Annotated in this window: 13 protein-coding genes; all 13 read right to left on the reverse strand. The window is 72.8% G+C overall.

Annotated features, from left to right (window positions below):
• Window positions 1–16: 16 nt before the first annotated feature.
• From ABZ194_RS17815 to ABZ194_RS17875, 13 genes are read right to left on the reverse strand one after another with little or no spacing between them, the layout of a single operon-like run.
• Window positions 17–1,033 (reverse strand): 4'-phosphopantetheinyl transferase superfamily protein, encoded by a 1,017-nt coding sequence (locus ABZ194_RS17815; protein ID WP_355597443.1) that lies wholly within the window; start codon window positions 1,031–1,033, stop codon window positions 17–19.
• Window positions 1,030–2,448: a condensation domain-containing protein gene (locus ABZ194_RS17820; protein WP_355597445.1), complete on the reverse strand. Its 1,419-nt coding sequence runs from the start codon at window positions 2,446–2,448 to the stop codon at window positions 1,030–1,032. The genes ABZ194_RS17815 and ABZ194_RS17820 overlap by 4 nt, the downstream gene beginning before the upstream one ends.
• A gap of 28 nt (window positions 2,449–2,476) precedes the next feature.
• Complete coding sequence (locus tag ABZ194_RS17825; RefSeq protein ID WP_355597447.1) at window positions 2,477–3,817, reverse strand: MATE family efflux transporter; 1,341 nt, start codon at window positions 3,815–3,817, stop codon at window positions 2,477–2,479.
• Entirely contained in the window at window positions 3,810–4,973 is a 1,164-nt protein-coding gene (locus ABZ194_RS17830) for an acyl-CoA dehydrogenase family protein (RefSeq protein ID WP_355597449.1), read from the reverse strand. Before ABZ194_RS17830 ends, ABZ194_RS17825 begins: the two co-directional genes overlap by 8 nt.
• Complete coding sequence (locus ABZ194_RS17835) at window positions 4,970–5,554, reverse strand: hypothetical protein (protein ID WP_355597451.1); 585 nt, start codon at window positions 5,552–5,554, stop codon at window positions 4,970–4,972. The genes ABZ194_RS17830 and ABZ194_RS17835 overlap by 4 nt, the downstream gene beginning before the upstream one ends.
• A complete protein-coding gene (locus tag ABZ194_RS17840; RefSeq protein ID WP_355597453.1) occupies window positions 5,551–6,456 on the reverse strand; it encodes a hypothetical protein in 906 nt (301 codons plus the stop codon). Before ABZ194_RS17840 ends, ABZ194_RS17835 begins: the two co-directional genes overlap by 4 nt.
• Before the next feature lie 2 nt (window positions 6,457–6,458).
• Window positions 6,459–6,722: an acyl carrier protein gene (locus ABZ194_RS17845; protein ID WP_355597455.1), complete on the reverse strand. Its 264-nt coding sequence runs from the start codon at window positions 6,720–6,722 to the stop codon at window positions 6,459–6,461.
• A gap of 18 nt (window positions 6,723–6,740) precedes the next feature.
• Window positions 6,741–8,003 (reverse strand): type III PLP-dependent enzyme, encoded by a 1,263-nt coding sequence (locus ABZ194_RS17850; RefSeq protein ID WP_355597457.1) that lies wholly within the window; start codon window positions 8,001–8,003, stop codon window positions 6,741–6,743.
• A complete protein-coding gene (locus tag ABZ194_RS17855; protein ID WP_355597459.1) occupies window positions 8,000–9,373 on the reverse strand; it encodes an ATP-grasp domain-containing protein in 1,374 nt (457 codons plus the stop codon). The genes ABZ194_RS17850 and ABZ194_RS17855 overlap by 4 nt, the downstream gene beginning before the upstream one ends.
• 11 nt (window positions 9,374–9,384) lie before the next feature.
• Window positions 9,385–10,317 (reverse strand): 3-oxoacyl-[acyl-carrier-protein] synthase III C-terminal domain-containing protein, encoded by a 933-nt coding sequence (locus tag ABZ194_RS17860; RefSeq protein WP_355597461.1) that lies wholly within the window; start codon window positions 10,315–10,317, stop codon window positions 9,385–9,387.
• A complete protein-coding gene (locus ABZ194_RS17865) occupies window positions 10,314–10,562 on the reverse strand; it encodes an acyl carrier protein (RefSeq protein ID WP_355597463.1) in 249 nt (82 codons plus the stop codon). The genes ABZ194_RS17860 and ABZ194_RS17865 overlap by 4 nt, the downstream gene beginning before the upstream one ends.
• 20 nt (window positions 10,563–10,582) lie before the next feature.
• Window positions 10,583–12,244 (reverse strand): acyl-CoA dehydrogenase, encoded by a 1,662-nt coding sequence (locus ABZ194_RS17870; RefSeq protein ID WP_355597465.1) that lies wholly within the window; start codon window positions 12,242–12,244, stop codon window positions 10,583–10,585.
• On the reverse strand, window positions 12,241–13,881 hold the full coding sequence (locus tag ABZ194_RS17875) for an acyl-CoA dehydrogenase family protein (protein WP_355597467.1): 1,641 nt from the start codon (window positions 13,879–13,881) through the stop codon (window positions 12,241–12,243). Before ABZ194_RS17875 ends, ABZ194_RS17870 begins: the two co-directional genes overlap by 4 nt.

Below are 13,881 nucleotides of genomic sequence, written 5' to 3' on the forward strand. Positions count from 1 at the left end.
CGCTGAGCGGAGGGGTTCACCGCCTCCGGGACTCCCGGTCCCGGAGGCCGCGCTCATGGAGACCGCGCTCATGGAGACCATGCTCGTGGTCGTGGTCGTGGTCGTGGGTGACGATCTCGTACGGCTCCGCGCCCGCCGCCGCCACCGAGGCGGCGAACCCGGACGGGACCTCGACGTCGCCGACCAGCCAGCGGCCCGGCAGGCTCCCGGTGGGGTCGGCGACCAGCCACGGTGTGGTGAGCCTCGGGCCCTCCACCTCCTCCGCCCACCCCGTCTCACAGCGCACCGCGCCTTCACATCCCGGGCCGCCGCACACCAGGCCGCCGCACACCGCCCCGCCGCGCACCGCGCCGTCACACCGCCGGCCGTGTGCCGGGCCGATTCCGGCCACCGGCAGCCGCAGCCCCTGAGCGAGGCGGCCACCCGCGGCCTTGACGCAGGCCTCCTTGCGGGTCCAGAGCCGGGCGAAGACGACCGCCGGATCACCCGCCGGGCCTGCCGGAGGTTCTCCGCCCGAGGCGGGCTCCGAGGCCCGGGTGCCTCCCCCGGCGTGTTCCCGGCCCCGGGACCCGACCAGCGCGCCCTCCTCGGCGGGGAAGAAGCGGGTGGCGAACGCCACCGCGTCGAAGGCCGGACGGACCTTCTCGACGTCCACGCCGACGGCGCGGCCCGAGGTCACCGCGAGCAGCGCGAGCTCGCCGGAGTGGGAGAGGTTCGTCTCCAGTCCCGGACGGCCCACCAGCTCCGGCTTGCCGTACGCGCCGACACGCCATCGCAGCCCACCGGGTGAGGTGGACAGCAGCTCGCCGAGGATCAGGCGGACCGCGCCGTGCGCGGCGACATAGCGCCGGCGCGCCTGTTCCAGGACGAACCCGGCGGCCCGCCGCCGCTCGCGCCCGTCGAGCAGGGGGAGCAACCGGTCCACCGGGGAGGCGTCCAGCCGGATGCGCCACACGTGCACGGTCCCGGGGTCCGCCGCGGACCCGGTGGACGGGGCGGACCCGGTGGACGGGGTGCCCTCGCTGGGGCTCATCGGGCGGGCAGGCCGCTCACCGCGGCGATCTCGTCGAGGTTCACCTCACGGGTGACCAGCTCGACGAGCAGGCGCTCCAGGCCCGTCAGGAACGCCTTGATGACGGCGGGGGGCATGTAGAAGGTGTCGGCGATCAGACTGAACCTGAGCATCTCGGGCTCGCCGAAGACGTCGAAGGCCTCCAGGAAGAACTTCACGCTGTCCTCGTCGGTGCGATCCTCCCAGCGGAAGGCCGTGGTGGCCATCGCCTCCCTCAGTCCCCGCGCGGTGGGGTGGAAGCCCTTGGCCGGGGTCTGGGTGTTGGCCCACAGGTCGTTGAAGTAGCAGGACAGGTCGATCTCCACCCCGCGTTCCCGGCTCGCCTCACGGACCAGTTCGGCGGCGCGGGCCGGGTCGAACTGGCCGTGCCGGTAGGCGCCCATCGCGGCCGACCAGGTCGTCTTGACCACGTCCTCGAAGGACTCGCCGTGCAGGTCGACGGTGGCCAGCACCTCCTGGGTGAGGTTGCCGATGGCGTGGCGCAGTTCGGGGGTGAACCGGTTGCCGACGACGAGCTGGACCGCGCAGGCGGGCAGGCCGTTCAGTCTGCCGAGCATCGCGACGGTGGCGGCGAGCAGCACCACGGAGGTGGTGGTCCGGTAACGCTCGGCGAGGGCGTGCAGGGCGGGCGGGATGGCCCTGGAGGTCAGCCCGCCTCGCCAGTAACGCGGGGAGGGCACGGTCTCACCGCACGCCACCGGGAACATGGTGGGCGGCACCGCGGACAGCTGACCGGCCCAGTAGCGCAGGGCCTTGTCCATCCGCCGGCTCCCCTGGGCCGACCGCTCCCACTCCGCCTGGTCGACCGGCTGCCGGGATCTCGGCACCTCGGGCGGGCGGCGCCCGGCGGCCAGCGCGGTCAGCGCGGCGGACATCTCGTCGATGAGGACGCGGACGCTCAGCAGATCGGCGGCCAGGTGGGAGACGCACAGGATGAGCACCCTGGGCATCCCGTCGAGCACCCCGACCAGGGCGCGGAACGGCACCTCCGCCGCGTTGTCGAAGGCCGTGCCGACCATCCGCCGTTCCTCGTCCTCGAAGAGCCCGACGATGTCGTGGTCGGCGTCGGAGTCGGCGAGCAGCACCTCCACCTCCACCTCGCCGGCGGCGAGGACCTGCTGGCGGAGCTCTCCCGCGGCGTCGGCGCGGAAGAGGGTGCGCAGCGACTCGTGCCGGCCCAGCAGTTCGGCGATCTGGCCGAGGACGTCGTCGAGACGTAGTCCCTCGGCGGTGAGCAGCACCTGTGACACGTTGTAGAACGCGGCGTCCGGCATCAACTGAATGTCTCGCCAGATCTGTCGCTGACCCCAGGTGAACGGCCCGGTGGCCGAGCGCGTTCCGGTGAAGCCGACCCGGCGGCGCACCAGCTTTGCCATCACGGAAACCCTTCTTCGGTTGGAAGCCCTAGCGGGAGAGGCGGCGGACGAACACGAGCGTGACGGCGACCGCCACGAGGCCGCCCAGGTTGAAGGCGGCGATGGTGTGGTAGAGCCCGCCGGACTCGCCCAGTGAGCGGGCGAACCAGCCGCCCACCACCACGATGCCGGCGAAGTAGCCCGCGTTGAGCGCCAGTGCCAGCGGGCCGCCGCCGATCTGCTCCAGAAGGGTCAGCGAGGTCAGCACCAGGCCCATGAACAGGTAGGTGGGCCCGACCACGGTGAGGTAGGAACTCGTCTCGGCCGCGATCTCGGGGCTGCCGGTGATCAGGTGGGCCAGCACGTCCCTGCCGAGCCAAGCGGCGAGCGCCACCACGGCGTACAGGGCGAGCGCGATCTGCAGACCGCCCTTCAGGGTGCCGGCGAACAGCGCCCGCCGCCCGGCGCCGCGCTGCTCGTTCATCACGATCGCGGTGGCCGAGCCGAGCACGATGCCCGGCATGATGACGAGCACCTGCAGGGCGTTGGCCCCGGCGAAACCGGAGATCACCTTGTCCCCGAACGGGCTGAGCACCCACTCCAGGGCCAGGGTGCTGCCGAACATGACGACGTAGGTGACGGCGACGGGCACGCCGACCCGGCCGAGGTGGCCGAACGTGCCCGGCCGCCAGGCGAGGGAGTCGCCTGAGCGCCAGAGCCCGGTACGGCGGAGCATGACCACCCCGAGCACGGTGCCGATGAGACCGGCCGCGCCGACGGCCACCGGGACGCCGGCGATTCCCCAGCCGAGGCCGAGGCCGAACAGGGCGACCCCGCCGAGCTCCACACCCGCGCCGGTCAGGGTGACCGCGGCACCCGCGCGGGCGTGTCCGTACCCGCGCAGGGCCGCCGCGGCCAGCATCGGGCCGAGCAGGGTCAGGTGGGCCAGCGCCATCCAGCGCAGGAAGGCCATGAATTCGTCGCGGGCGGCGTCGACGACGCCCAGCAGCCCGGCCAGGGCGGCGGCGGAGGCGAAGAGGAACACGCAGGTGATCAGGCCGACGACCAGCCAGGATCTGGCCATGCTCGCGACCGTGCCCATGACGTCCTGGCGACGGCCCTCGCCCCGGTTCAGCGCGGCGGCGACCTGGGTGCTGATGCCGAACGCGGCCTGGACGGCGATGAACAGGTTCTCCATCGGCACGAACAGCGAGCGCACGTAGAGCGCCTCGTCGCCGACCATCCGGCCCATCAGCGCCATCACCCCGATCGGGACCAGGACGCCGACGATCTCGGCCGTCATCATCGGCAGGGCCAGTGAGACGATCCGCCGGCGGGCGGCGGGGACGTTCGCCGGCGGCGCGGGCTGGGCGAGCGTCCGCTCAACCACGGGGCAGCCTTCCCCGGGACAGTCCCTGGAAGACGTTGAGCAGCTGGATGTTCCGGGTGCCCTCCATGTACTCCACGCCTCTGGCGTCCCTGACGAGCTTGTCCAGCAGCGGATGCTCCAGCCGCGCTCCGGCGCCGAAGAAGCCGGCCGCCTCCAGCGTCGTCTCCTCGGCCAGCCGGGCCGCGCGGGCCTTGGCGGCCGAGGCCAGATAGCCGAGGCCGGGGTCGTCGTGGTCCAGGGCCGCCGCGGCCCGGCGGACGAGCCGGCGCACGCCCTCGATCCGGCGGCCGATCCGGTCCAGCCGGTCGCGTTCGCCGCCGGTCAGCGTGCGCCGGTGCTCGCGCACGTACTCGTAGGCGCCCCGGGCGATGCCGAGGCCGAGCGCGGCGACGCCGGGGCGGAGCCGGTTGAAGCCCGCCACCGCGCCGACCAGGCCGCGCCGGGTGGGCGACAGGTGCCGGCCGAGCACCCGGCCGGGAGGGATCTCGACCCCGTCGAGGCGCACCTCGCTGACCTGGTTGCCGCGCAGGCCGACGGTGGGGAACGGGACGGCCGAGAATCCGGGGTCGCCGGTCTCGACGAGCACCGCGATCACTCCGAGGGGGCCGGGTCGCGTGCGGGCGAAGACCACGCCGAGGTCGGCCCTGGCGGCGTTGCCGATGAACCGTTTGGCGCCGCTGAGCAGCAGCGTCCCCCCGTCGGGGGCGGGGGTGAGCGCGCTGGTCAGCGCGGCGGCGTCGGAGCCTCGGTCAGGTTCGGTCAGCGCGAAGAAGGTCCAGGTGGGGCGGTCGAGCAACCGCCCGAAGAACCACTCCTTCTGGGTCTCGTCGCCGAGCAGGGCGACGAACACCCCCGAGAGCGACGGTCCCGGCGCGGCGAGCAGCATGCCCACGTCGGCGGCGGCGAACTCCTCGCAGAACGTGACCCGCTCCAGGCCCCCGGTGCCGTGGAAGCGGTGACCGCCGATGGTCACCGGGGCCGGGTCGTACCCGGCGGGGATCGGGGTGCGGGCCAGGAACGAGACCCCGGGCAGGTCCAGGTGCTTGTGGATCAGTTCGGGGTCGCGCTCCAGCTCCAGGGCGAGGGGGCGCAGCTCGCCGGCCCACTCGCGCGCGTGGTCGCGCAGGGTGGTCAGCCGGTCGTCCAGCTCGATCATGTCCGAACCTCCGCGGTTCCGGTGTGGGCGTCGGCGAGCAGCTCCGAGACGTGGGCGCTCTGGCCCGGTCCGTCGGCGCGGAAGCCGCTGCCGCCGAGCAGCCGCAGCAGCATCCGGTCCGCCAGGGTGATCTGCAGGTGCAGGTCGTCCAGGGCCTCGCCCGCGGGTTCGCCGTGCAGCGAGCCCTGGATCAGCAGGTGTTCGGTGACCGCGTCGGCGAGCTGTCCCTTGACGAGCTGCTGGACCAGCAGGGGGCTCTCGCCGGCCGTACGGGCGCCGAGATAGGCCAGGCATCGGTCGAGGAGCCCCTCCGACAGGCCGAGACGGAGCCAGGCCAGGCCGAGGACCCACTCCGGTGACGCGGGGCCGCCGGTGCCGTCACCCCGCACGGCCACGAGGGCCTCGCCGTACAGGTCCAGGGTGAGCAGGGGGGCGGCGTCGCCGGCGACCGAGGCGGGGAGCACGGCGTGCCCCGCCGGGCCGTACACGGGGGTGCCGCCGTGCCGCAGGTGGAGCAGGAGGAACGCGTCGACCAGGCCGTCGGACCTCGCCGCCTCCCGGATCTCGTTGTGGTCGATCATGCCTCGGCCCTTTCGCGTCGTCCTACCTCGACCGTGCAGAGGCTGAGATAGCGCAGTGTGCTGTCATAGTCGGCGAGCACCACGCGGCGGCCGGTGGAACGCCAGCCAGCGAGCCCGTCCGCGAGGGTGGCCCAGATTCCGGTGCACGGCCGCCCCGGGGGTGCGAACCGCACGTCCGCCAGCCCGTCGGGCAGGTCGAGACCGGGGCGGGCGATCACTGTGACGTCCCGCTCCCGTCCGGCCAGCTCGGCCGCCAGCGCCGGCCGGACGTCGCCGGGGGCGACGTCGATTCGCCGGACGAGAAAGAGGTCGTCCGCGTCGTCCGCGTCGTCCGGGGTGTCGGCGTCGTCCGGGGCGTCCGCGTCGCCGATTTGGCCGGTGTGGCCGGTTTGGCCGCCGCCCAGGAGGACGGCGACCGCGCAGTCCTCGGCGGGCCGCTCGGCGGCCCCGGTCTCGTACGGCAGGCTCCGCTGATCCATGATCACCAGGAGGGCGTGGCCGGTCCCGGCGAACTCCCCGATCAGCCGCAGGGCGGTGAACGGCGCCACCACCCCCTGATCGGTGACCCCCAGCGGGAGCGGGGCGCCGGGCACCGCGTGGGCCAGCAGCGCCGTCGGCGACTGGAGCATGTCCGCGTCCGGCGTGGCGGTGGCCACCGCCACCAGCCCGACCGGGCCGGGCAGCGGCGCCATCGCCGACAGGATCTCCCCGGCCATCTCCGCGTAGCTGTTACGCGTGGTGGTCAGGAAGTCGCGGCGGTGCGTCATTCCGTAGAGGCCGGTGAGGTCGTGGATGTAGTTCTTCAGCAGCGGGCTGGCCGATTCGGGGAGAAAGGGACGGCCCTCCCCGAACACCCGCGACTCCACCCGCTTGAGCCGCAGGCCCGTGCCGGGGAGGCCCATGGCTAAGCCTGCTCGGAGACGTAGTCGGCCAGGGTGGCGACGCTCTCGAAGTGGCGCTGTTCCAGGGTGTCGGTGTCGAACTCCACGTCGATCTCGTCCTCCAGCCTCATCAGCAGCTCCAGCACGCTGGTGGAGTCAAGCCCGAGGTCGTCGAAGAGCCGGGTGCTCTCGGTGATGGAGGCGGAATCGCGCTTGAGCACGTCGGCCAGGGCCGCGACGATAACGGGGACGATCTTCTGGGGGTCTACGACCCGGGTCTCGCTCATGGTGGGAAAACTCCTTTTTCAGATGGACAGGTGCTGACGGCCGAGCAGGTCGCCGACGCGGTCCCGCTCCCTGACGAGGTGGTGCCTGCCGTCCTTGACCAGGACTTCGGCCGGGGAGCCGTGGCTGAGGAACAGGACGGGGGACGCGGTCGGCCCGTAGGCGCCGGAGCGGAGCACGCCGAGCAGGTCGCCGGTGCGGACCGGGGGCAGTGGTACGCCCTTGCCGAGGGTGTCGTTGGGGGTGCAGAGCGGGCCGGTGACGTACCAGGGCTCGGTGGGCTCGTCGCCGATCCGGTTGAGCAGCCGCATCGGGAAGTTGCGCTTGACGAAGGAGCCGATCCCGACCGCGGCCATGTGGTGGTTGGTGCCGCCGTCGGCGACCGCGAACCTCTCCCCCATGGAGGTCTTCACGTAGCGGACCCGGACCACGTAGGTGCCGCTGGGAGCGGTCAGGTAGCGGCCCAGCTCCATGATCATCCGAGTGTCCGGGTACCGGCGGGCGAACTCCTCGACGACGGGGTTCAGCCGACCGGCCAGCAGCTCGGGATCGAGGTCTCGCTCGCCCTCGAAGTAGGCGACGCCGAGTCCGCCGCCCACGTCGACCACCTCCAGGGGGAAGTCCAGCTTCACGGCGATCCGCTCGGCCATCTCCAGGATGCGCACGGTGTTCTCCAGCACCACCTCCTCGCTGAGGATCCGGGTGCCCATGTAGGCGTGCACGCCCATCAGCCGGACGCCGGGGAAGCGCGCCGCCAGCCCCGGGTCGGCGAGGATCTGCTCCTCGTCGATGCCGAACTGCCGGGGCTTGCCGCCCATGGTGAGCCCGGAGCCCTTGATCGAGAAACTCGGGTTGACCCGCAGCGCGACGTTGGCCGTCGTCCCCCGCGCCCGCGCGGCCTCGTCGATGAGCTCCAGCTCGCCGAACGACTCGCAGACGATGGCGTACACGCCCTCGTCCAGACAGGCCCGCAGCTCCTCCTCGCTCTTGCCCGGGCCGAGGAAGATGATGTCCTCCCCCTTCACCCCGGCCCGCAGGGCGGTGGTCAGCTCCACCAGCGACGACACCTCGGCACGGGCTCCCAGCGAGTGCAGCAGCGCGCAGATCGACACGTTCGGGTTGGACTTCAGGGAGAAGAACATCTCCATCCTCGGGTGGAGCAGGGTGCGCAGGCCGAGGAACTGGTCCCGCAGCGCGTCACCGTCGTAGACGTACAGCGGGGTGCCGTACTCCCGCGCCAGCTCGGAGACCGTGATCCCCTGTACCTCGAACTCGGCGCTCATCGCGCACTCCCCTCGGTCTCGGCGGCCAGCCGGCCGGCGATCTCGGTGTCGAGGACCGTCAGCCGGTCCTGGTTGTCCGCGAGGAGCAGGCCGTACAGGCGTCCGTCGAACGACCCGCCCCGCTCCTCGCGCGCTCCCGCGTTGACGGTCGCGAAGTTGTTCACCAGCAGCCCGCTGCCACCGGGACCGGCCAGCAGCAGGCCGTCCAGCACCCGGCGCAGGCGCTCGTACGGCAGGCGCCGGGAGAGCCGGAGCGGGTACTGCCTGGCCAGGGCGACCTGCCCGTCGGCGATGAAGGTCTCCTGCATGCGGACCTGGTAGGTGGACATGTTGTTGCGGGCGTTGATCTCGATCACCGGGTAGAGCCGTCCGTCCGGGTCGACCATGGCGTCCACGCCGACCACGCCGTGGAACCCGTCCGCGGCCAGCCGCTCGCCGAGGACCCGCGCGGACTTCTCCACCTCGCCGGTCTGCCGCTCGTCGAGCCCGGCCGGGATGCGGTGGCCCTTGTGCACGCCGCCCTCGGTGATGGCCTCCTTGACGAAGTCGAAGTGGACCGAGCCGTCACGCGCGACGGTGAACTGGTAGTTCAGGTCGGCCCGCTTGTCCACCCACTCCTCGATGAGCAGCGAGACCCGGTCGTCGCCCGACTTGGCGGCCCGGCGCCGGATCATCCCGTGCAGCCGGTCGAGCCGCTCCCCGTTCTCGATCACCGCGATGCCCTTGCCGGAGACGCCGAAGGCGTCCTTGACCACGACCCGGCGGCCGAAGGTCAGCAGCGAACGCGCCTCCTCCACGGCCGACTCCAGCTCGGCGAGGGTGTCGGCGGTCCAGCCCGCGACCTGCCGCAGCCCCGCGTCGTCGGCGGCCCGGCGACTGTAGATCTTGCTGTTGACCGCCTTGCACAGGGCCGCCGGAGGGGAGGCCAGCGGCAGCCCGGACCGCTGGGCGAGTTCCTCCTCCAGGACGGAGGTGCCGTGCGGGGAGAGCATCGCGCCCCGTCCGGCCAGTTCGCCGAGTGTGGCGAGCAGCGCGGGGTCGGCGAGGGCGTCCCTGGTGACGGTCTGCTCGGGGTCGTTGCCGGCGACGGTCAGCACCCCGGGCAGCGCCACGCCGAGCTCGTCCAGATGGGCGAGGTACGCCTCGTCGGGCGCCGCCTTGAGCACGACGTGGTCGCCGGCGCCGGCGAGCAGCACGGCGAACTCGTCCATCCGGTTGACCACGGCCGCGCTCGATCGAAAACCCGTCCTGGGCAGCCCGGCCTCGCCCTCGGCCCACTGGTCCTCGACCTCGAAGTTGCCGAGGAGGACGAGCGGCGTGTCGGCCCCGCCGGTCAGGGCTGTTTTCACCCGGCTGAGAAAGTCCTGCACGTGGTGTCCTCTCAGTGCTGGAAGACCATGGCGGAGAAGGTGGCGCCCAGTCCGACGGCGGCCATCAGGTAGTGGTCGCCCGGCTGGAGCCGGCCGAGTTCCCTGGCGGACTGGTAGTTGAGGAAGGGGTCGGCGCAGAAGCAGTGCCCGGTGACGGGCACGTTGTCGAGGAAGACCCGTTCCAGCGGAAGGCCGACGAGCTTGCACAGCCGCACCCAGGAGACCCGGTTGACGTTGTGCGGCAGCACCAGGGTGAGGTCGCCGAGGGTGAGGCCTGCCGTCTCGACCGCCTCGGTCAGCACTCCGGCCAGGGCCTCGGGATAGATCTGCTGGAACTCCGCCGCAGCCTCGTTCGACAGCGACAGCCCGGCGCTGAACCGGCCGTCGGTGCGGGTGGCGTAGCCGAGCACCCGGTCGCGGTCGCCGTCCAGGCCGACCAGGATCGCCGCGGCGCCCTCGCCGTTGATCGCGGTGCCCGGCACCGTCCGGGCGGCCGGGGTGAAGGTCTTCTCCCCGGTGAAGATCAGCGCGAGCGCGTCCGGGTCTCCGTCGGAGGCCAGCAGCCGCCCGGACAGCTCCACGGCCAGCAGGCCCGACGCGCACGCGTGGTTGTGGACGGCGAAGGCCTCGGCGTGCCGCAGGCCCAGGGCCGCGCGCACGTCGTGGATCGGGTTGACCGGGTACGGCGCGATCACCGGCATGGTCCTGGCCTGGATCACGTATCTGATCAGGTGTTCCCGGCCGCGGAGGGCGTCCAGTTTCCCGGCGGCGGCCAGCATCAGGTCGGCCGCGGTGCCGTCGGGGTCCCGCAGGATGTGGGAGAGGCCGTAGAAACGCTCGAACACCTTGATCTGCGCGTCGGTCAGTCCCAGGTCGTCCTGGAGGGACCTGATCGGCACGCTCCGCGACGGGAGGTAGCCGGCCACCGCCCGGAGAGAGGTCACCGGCCCACCAGCGTGCTCAGATGGTCGGCGAGCGCGTCGATGGTCCGGTAGTCCCAGGCGACCGTCGGTTCCAGGGTCAGGTTGAGGTGATCCTCGATGTCGCCGCACATGACGAACGCGTAGACGGAGTCCAGGCCGTACTGGGTGAGCGACACAGAGGTGCTGATCTCGGCGGGGTCCCTCTCCAGATAGGAGGCGACACGCTGGACGAGCCAGCCGCGCAGGTCATCTGCCGAATCGGACATTTTCGGTCTCCTTGCTTGTCTTAACCTGGGAGGGGAAGCCCGGCCAGGTCGAAGCCCCGGTTCTCCCCGTGCCGGTCGAGGAGTTCGTCGAACAGCCGCCGGGCGACCGCCTCGGGCAGCCGCCCGCTCCCCCGGCCCAGCCGTCCCGCGAGCCGGGTGAGCGCCGCGACGACCCAGCCCGGGTCACCGCCACCGGCCCGCCAGACGTTCAGGCAGGAGCTCGCCGCGAGCACCGCCGCGTATCTGGCCGCCACCCCCAGCGCCTCCGGGCGGGCGTCCACCCCGAGGTCACGCGGGCGCAGCGCGGCGGCGTCCCGCTTGAGCAGGACCAGTTCGTCGGCGAACAGCCCGGCGAGCGCGGCGACCTCCCCGGGCTCCCCGGGCGACGCGGCGTCGGCGAGCACCGCGGAGCTCAGGCTCTCGTGCCCCGCCGCGCTGGGCCTCAGCGCCGCGAAGTCGAGCGGCGGCAGGTCCGCGCCGATCCGGAACAGGTCGGCGGGCGGGTCGCCCGCGATCAGCCAGGAGCGCCGGGCGAGCTGCGGGATCTGCGGCAGCACGGTGGCGAGACAGGCCACCCTGGCCGCGTGCCCGAACCCGATGACCCCCAGGTCGCGCAGGAGCTTCTGGAAGACGGCGTAGGTGCCCTGACGGATGTAGAAGTGCGCGCCGAGGACCAGGGAGAGCCGGTCCATCGCGTCGATGAGCTGCTTGGACACCGTGTACTTGACCAGGGAGGCGTAGACGCTCGCCTCCCCGGGCAGCAGGTGCAGCGCCCGCGCGGCCACGGTGCCGAACGCGTCGCAGGCCAGCAGGTCGGCGTAGACCTCGGCGAGGGTCGACCGGACCTGGGGGATGGCGGCGACGTTGCGGCCGTACAGGGTGCGGGCCGTGGCGAAGCGCAGCGTGGCGCGGAGCCCGGTGTCCACCACCCCGGCCATCATCGACGGCAGCGCCGTACGGGTGAGCTGGAAGGAGCGCAGCGCCGTCTCGATGCCCCGCCCCGGCGTGCCGAGCACGGAGCCGTCCGGGATCGGGCAGTCGTCGAAGACCACGCCGCCGAGCTGGACACCGCGCATGCCCGCGCTGGGGAAACGCGGCAGGTAGGTCATCCGGTCCGGCGGCAGGTCGGCCTTGTGCACGAAGAGCTGGGAGTGGCTGCGGCTGCCCTCCTCGGCCGAGGTCCTGGCGAAGACGACCAGGGAGTCGGCCCGCCGGAGGTTGGTGACCACCTCCTTGCGCCCGTTGAGGAGCAGCCGCCCGCCGGGGCCCGGGGTGGCCGCGAACTCGGCCCTGGCGAAGTCGTTGCCGTGCGCGAGCTCGTGGTAGACCGACGCGATCTTCCGGTTGGCCAGCATCAGGTCGGCGAAGGCGCGGCGCTGCCCGTCGTCGCCCGCGGCCCACACGTTCACCGAGGCGATGAAGGAGCTGGCCCCGTAGCCCAGGCCCAGCGCGGGGTCGCGCCGCCAGACCGAGCGCATCACCCGGACCAGCCGGTCCACCCCGGTCAGCCGGCCGCCGAGCCCGGCGGGCACGAACTCGGCGTTCAGCCCGTACTCGTCCAGCAGCCGCTCCCCCTCGGCGAACATCTCCTGCCGCTCGTCGGCCGCGACGACGGCGGCGTGGTTCATCGGGTTGGCCGGATCCCACGGATCGCCGAGGAGTTTCTCCAGCGTCTCGCTCATGCGCGCTCCCGCGTCTCGTCGAACAGCCGGTCGAAGACCGCCCGGTCCGGGTCGGAGCCCAGCCGGGCGAGCACGTAGGTCAGGGCCGCCTCCAGCCAGATCCGGTCCCGCCAGCCGGGGTTGGCCAGCCAGAGCTGCAGGACCGCGGCCCCGGCGAAGCACCACTGGTACCGCTGGGCCAGGGCGAACGCCTCCGCCGGCACATCGCGCGGGCCGGGCGCGCACGTGGCGAGCGCGGCGTGCAGGTCGTCGCAGTGGTCGAGCAGTTCGCGGGCCGGCGCCTCGACGGCTTTGAGGTCGTGGCCCGGCGGCCGGGTCCGCCCCGCGCCGGGCGCGCTCAGCCCGGCCACCGCGTCCGGCAGCCCCTGGACGAGGCCGCATCCGCCCCTGGAGGCCAGGACGAGGCCCCGGTGGCCGGGACGGCCGGGGGCCGAGCCGAGGTCGAGCAGCCGGGCCAGGCCCGGCCTGTCGGGCGGCCCGGACAGATATCCCCGGGCCAGGGCGGGGAACTGGTTGATCAGGGCGTTCTCGTTGACGGACGAGTTGCCGTCGAAGATGGCCACCACCCGGTGGTCACGGGCCAGCTTCTGGAACACGCCGTGGTCGTGGACCTCGGTGAGGAAGGCGCGGGTGCCGAGCAACTCGCCACAGGCGAAGATCAGCTCGTCCACCCTGGCCGGCACGAACGCCTTGGTCACCGCCGAGATCACACTCATCTCCGCGGGCAGCGCGTGGATGCCGCGCGCGGCGGCCGTGGTGACCGCCTCCGCGACGAACCGGGCGGCGTGCGCCTCCCCCAGCGTCCTGCGCACGTGCGGCATCTCGCCGAGGAGGCGGCCGTAGAGCCTGCGCTCGGCGGTGAACCCCTCGGCCTGGCGGATAGCCTGGTCGGCGGCGCCCAGCGAGAGCCCGGCGCAGATCGTCCTGGTGAGCTGGAGCGCCTTGAGGACCACCTCAAGGCCGGCGCCCTCGCCTCCGATCAGCGCGCTCTCCGGCACCAGGGCGCCGTGGAGGGCGATGCCGCTGATGTCCGCGCCCCGGATCCCGTGGGTGGGGACCTTGGGCAGGCAGGTGTAGTCGGCCCCGGCCAGCCGGCGCTTGTCGATCAGCAGGAGGCTGAACCCCCGGGGGCCGCCGTCGGGGTCGGTACGGACCAGGAGGCTGAGCAGGCTGCCCCGGGTGGCGTTGTTGATCAGCCACTTCTCGCCGGTGACGCGGTAGCCTCCGGGGACCCGGGTGGCGCGGACCTCGCCGGCCAGCAGGTCGCTGCCGTGGCCGCGCTCCGTCAGCCCCCAGGAGGCCGGGACACCGGCGATGACGTCCGCGGCCACCGCCTTGGCCTGGGCGTCGGCGCCGGCGATCCAGACGCTCACCGAGCCGAGATAGCTCTTGGCGTGGCCGACGGCGACGGTCAGGTCCCGCCGGGCGACGGTTCTGATCAGGTCGAGGAGCCGGGGATAGTCGACGAGGGTTCCGCCGTACTCGGCGGGCACGTAGCCGGCGGGCAGTCCGAGCCGGTCAAGCTCACGGCAGATCTCCTCGGGGAACTCCTCGCGGCGGTCCAGCTCGGCGCAGCGGGCGTAGGAGAACAGGGTCGCGGGGTCGGCGGGGTCGCCGAGCAGGGTGTCGAGGTCCAT

Source organism: Streptosporangium sp. NPDC006007 (assembly GCF_040614315.1).
Taxonomy (GTDB): domain Bacteria; phylum Actinomycetota; class Actinomycetes; order Streptosporangiales; family Streptosporangiaceae; genus Streptosporangium.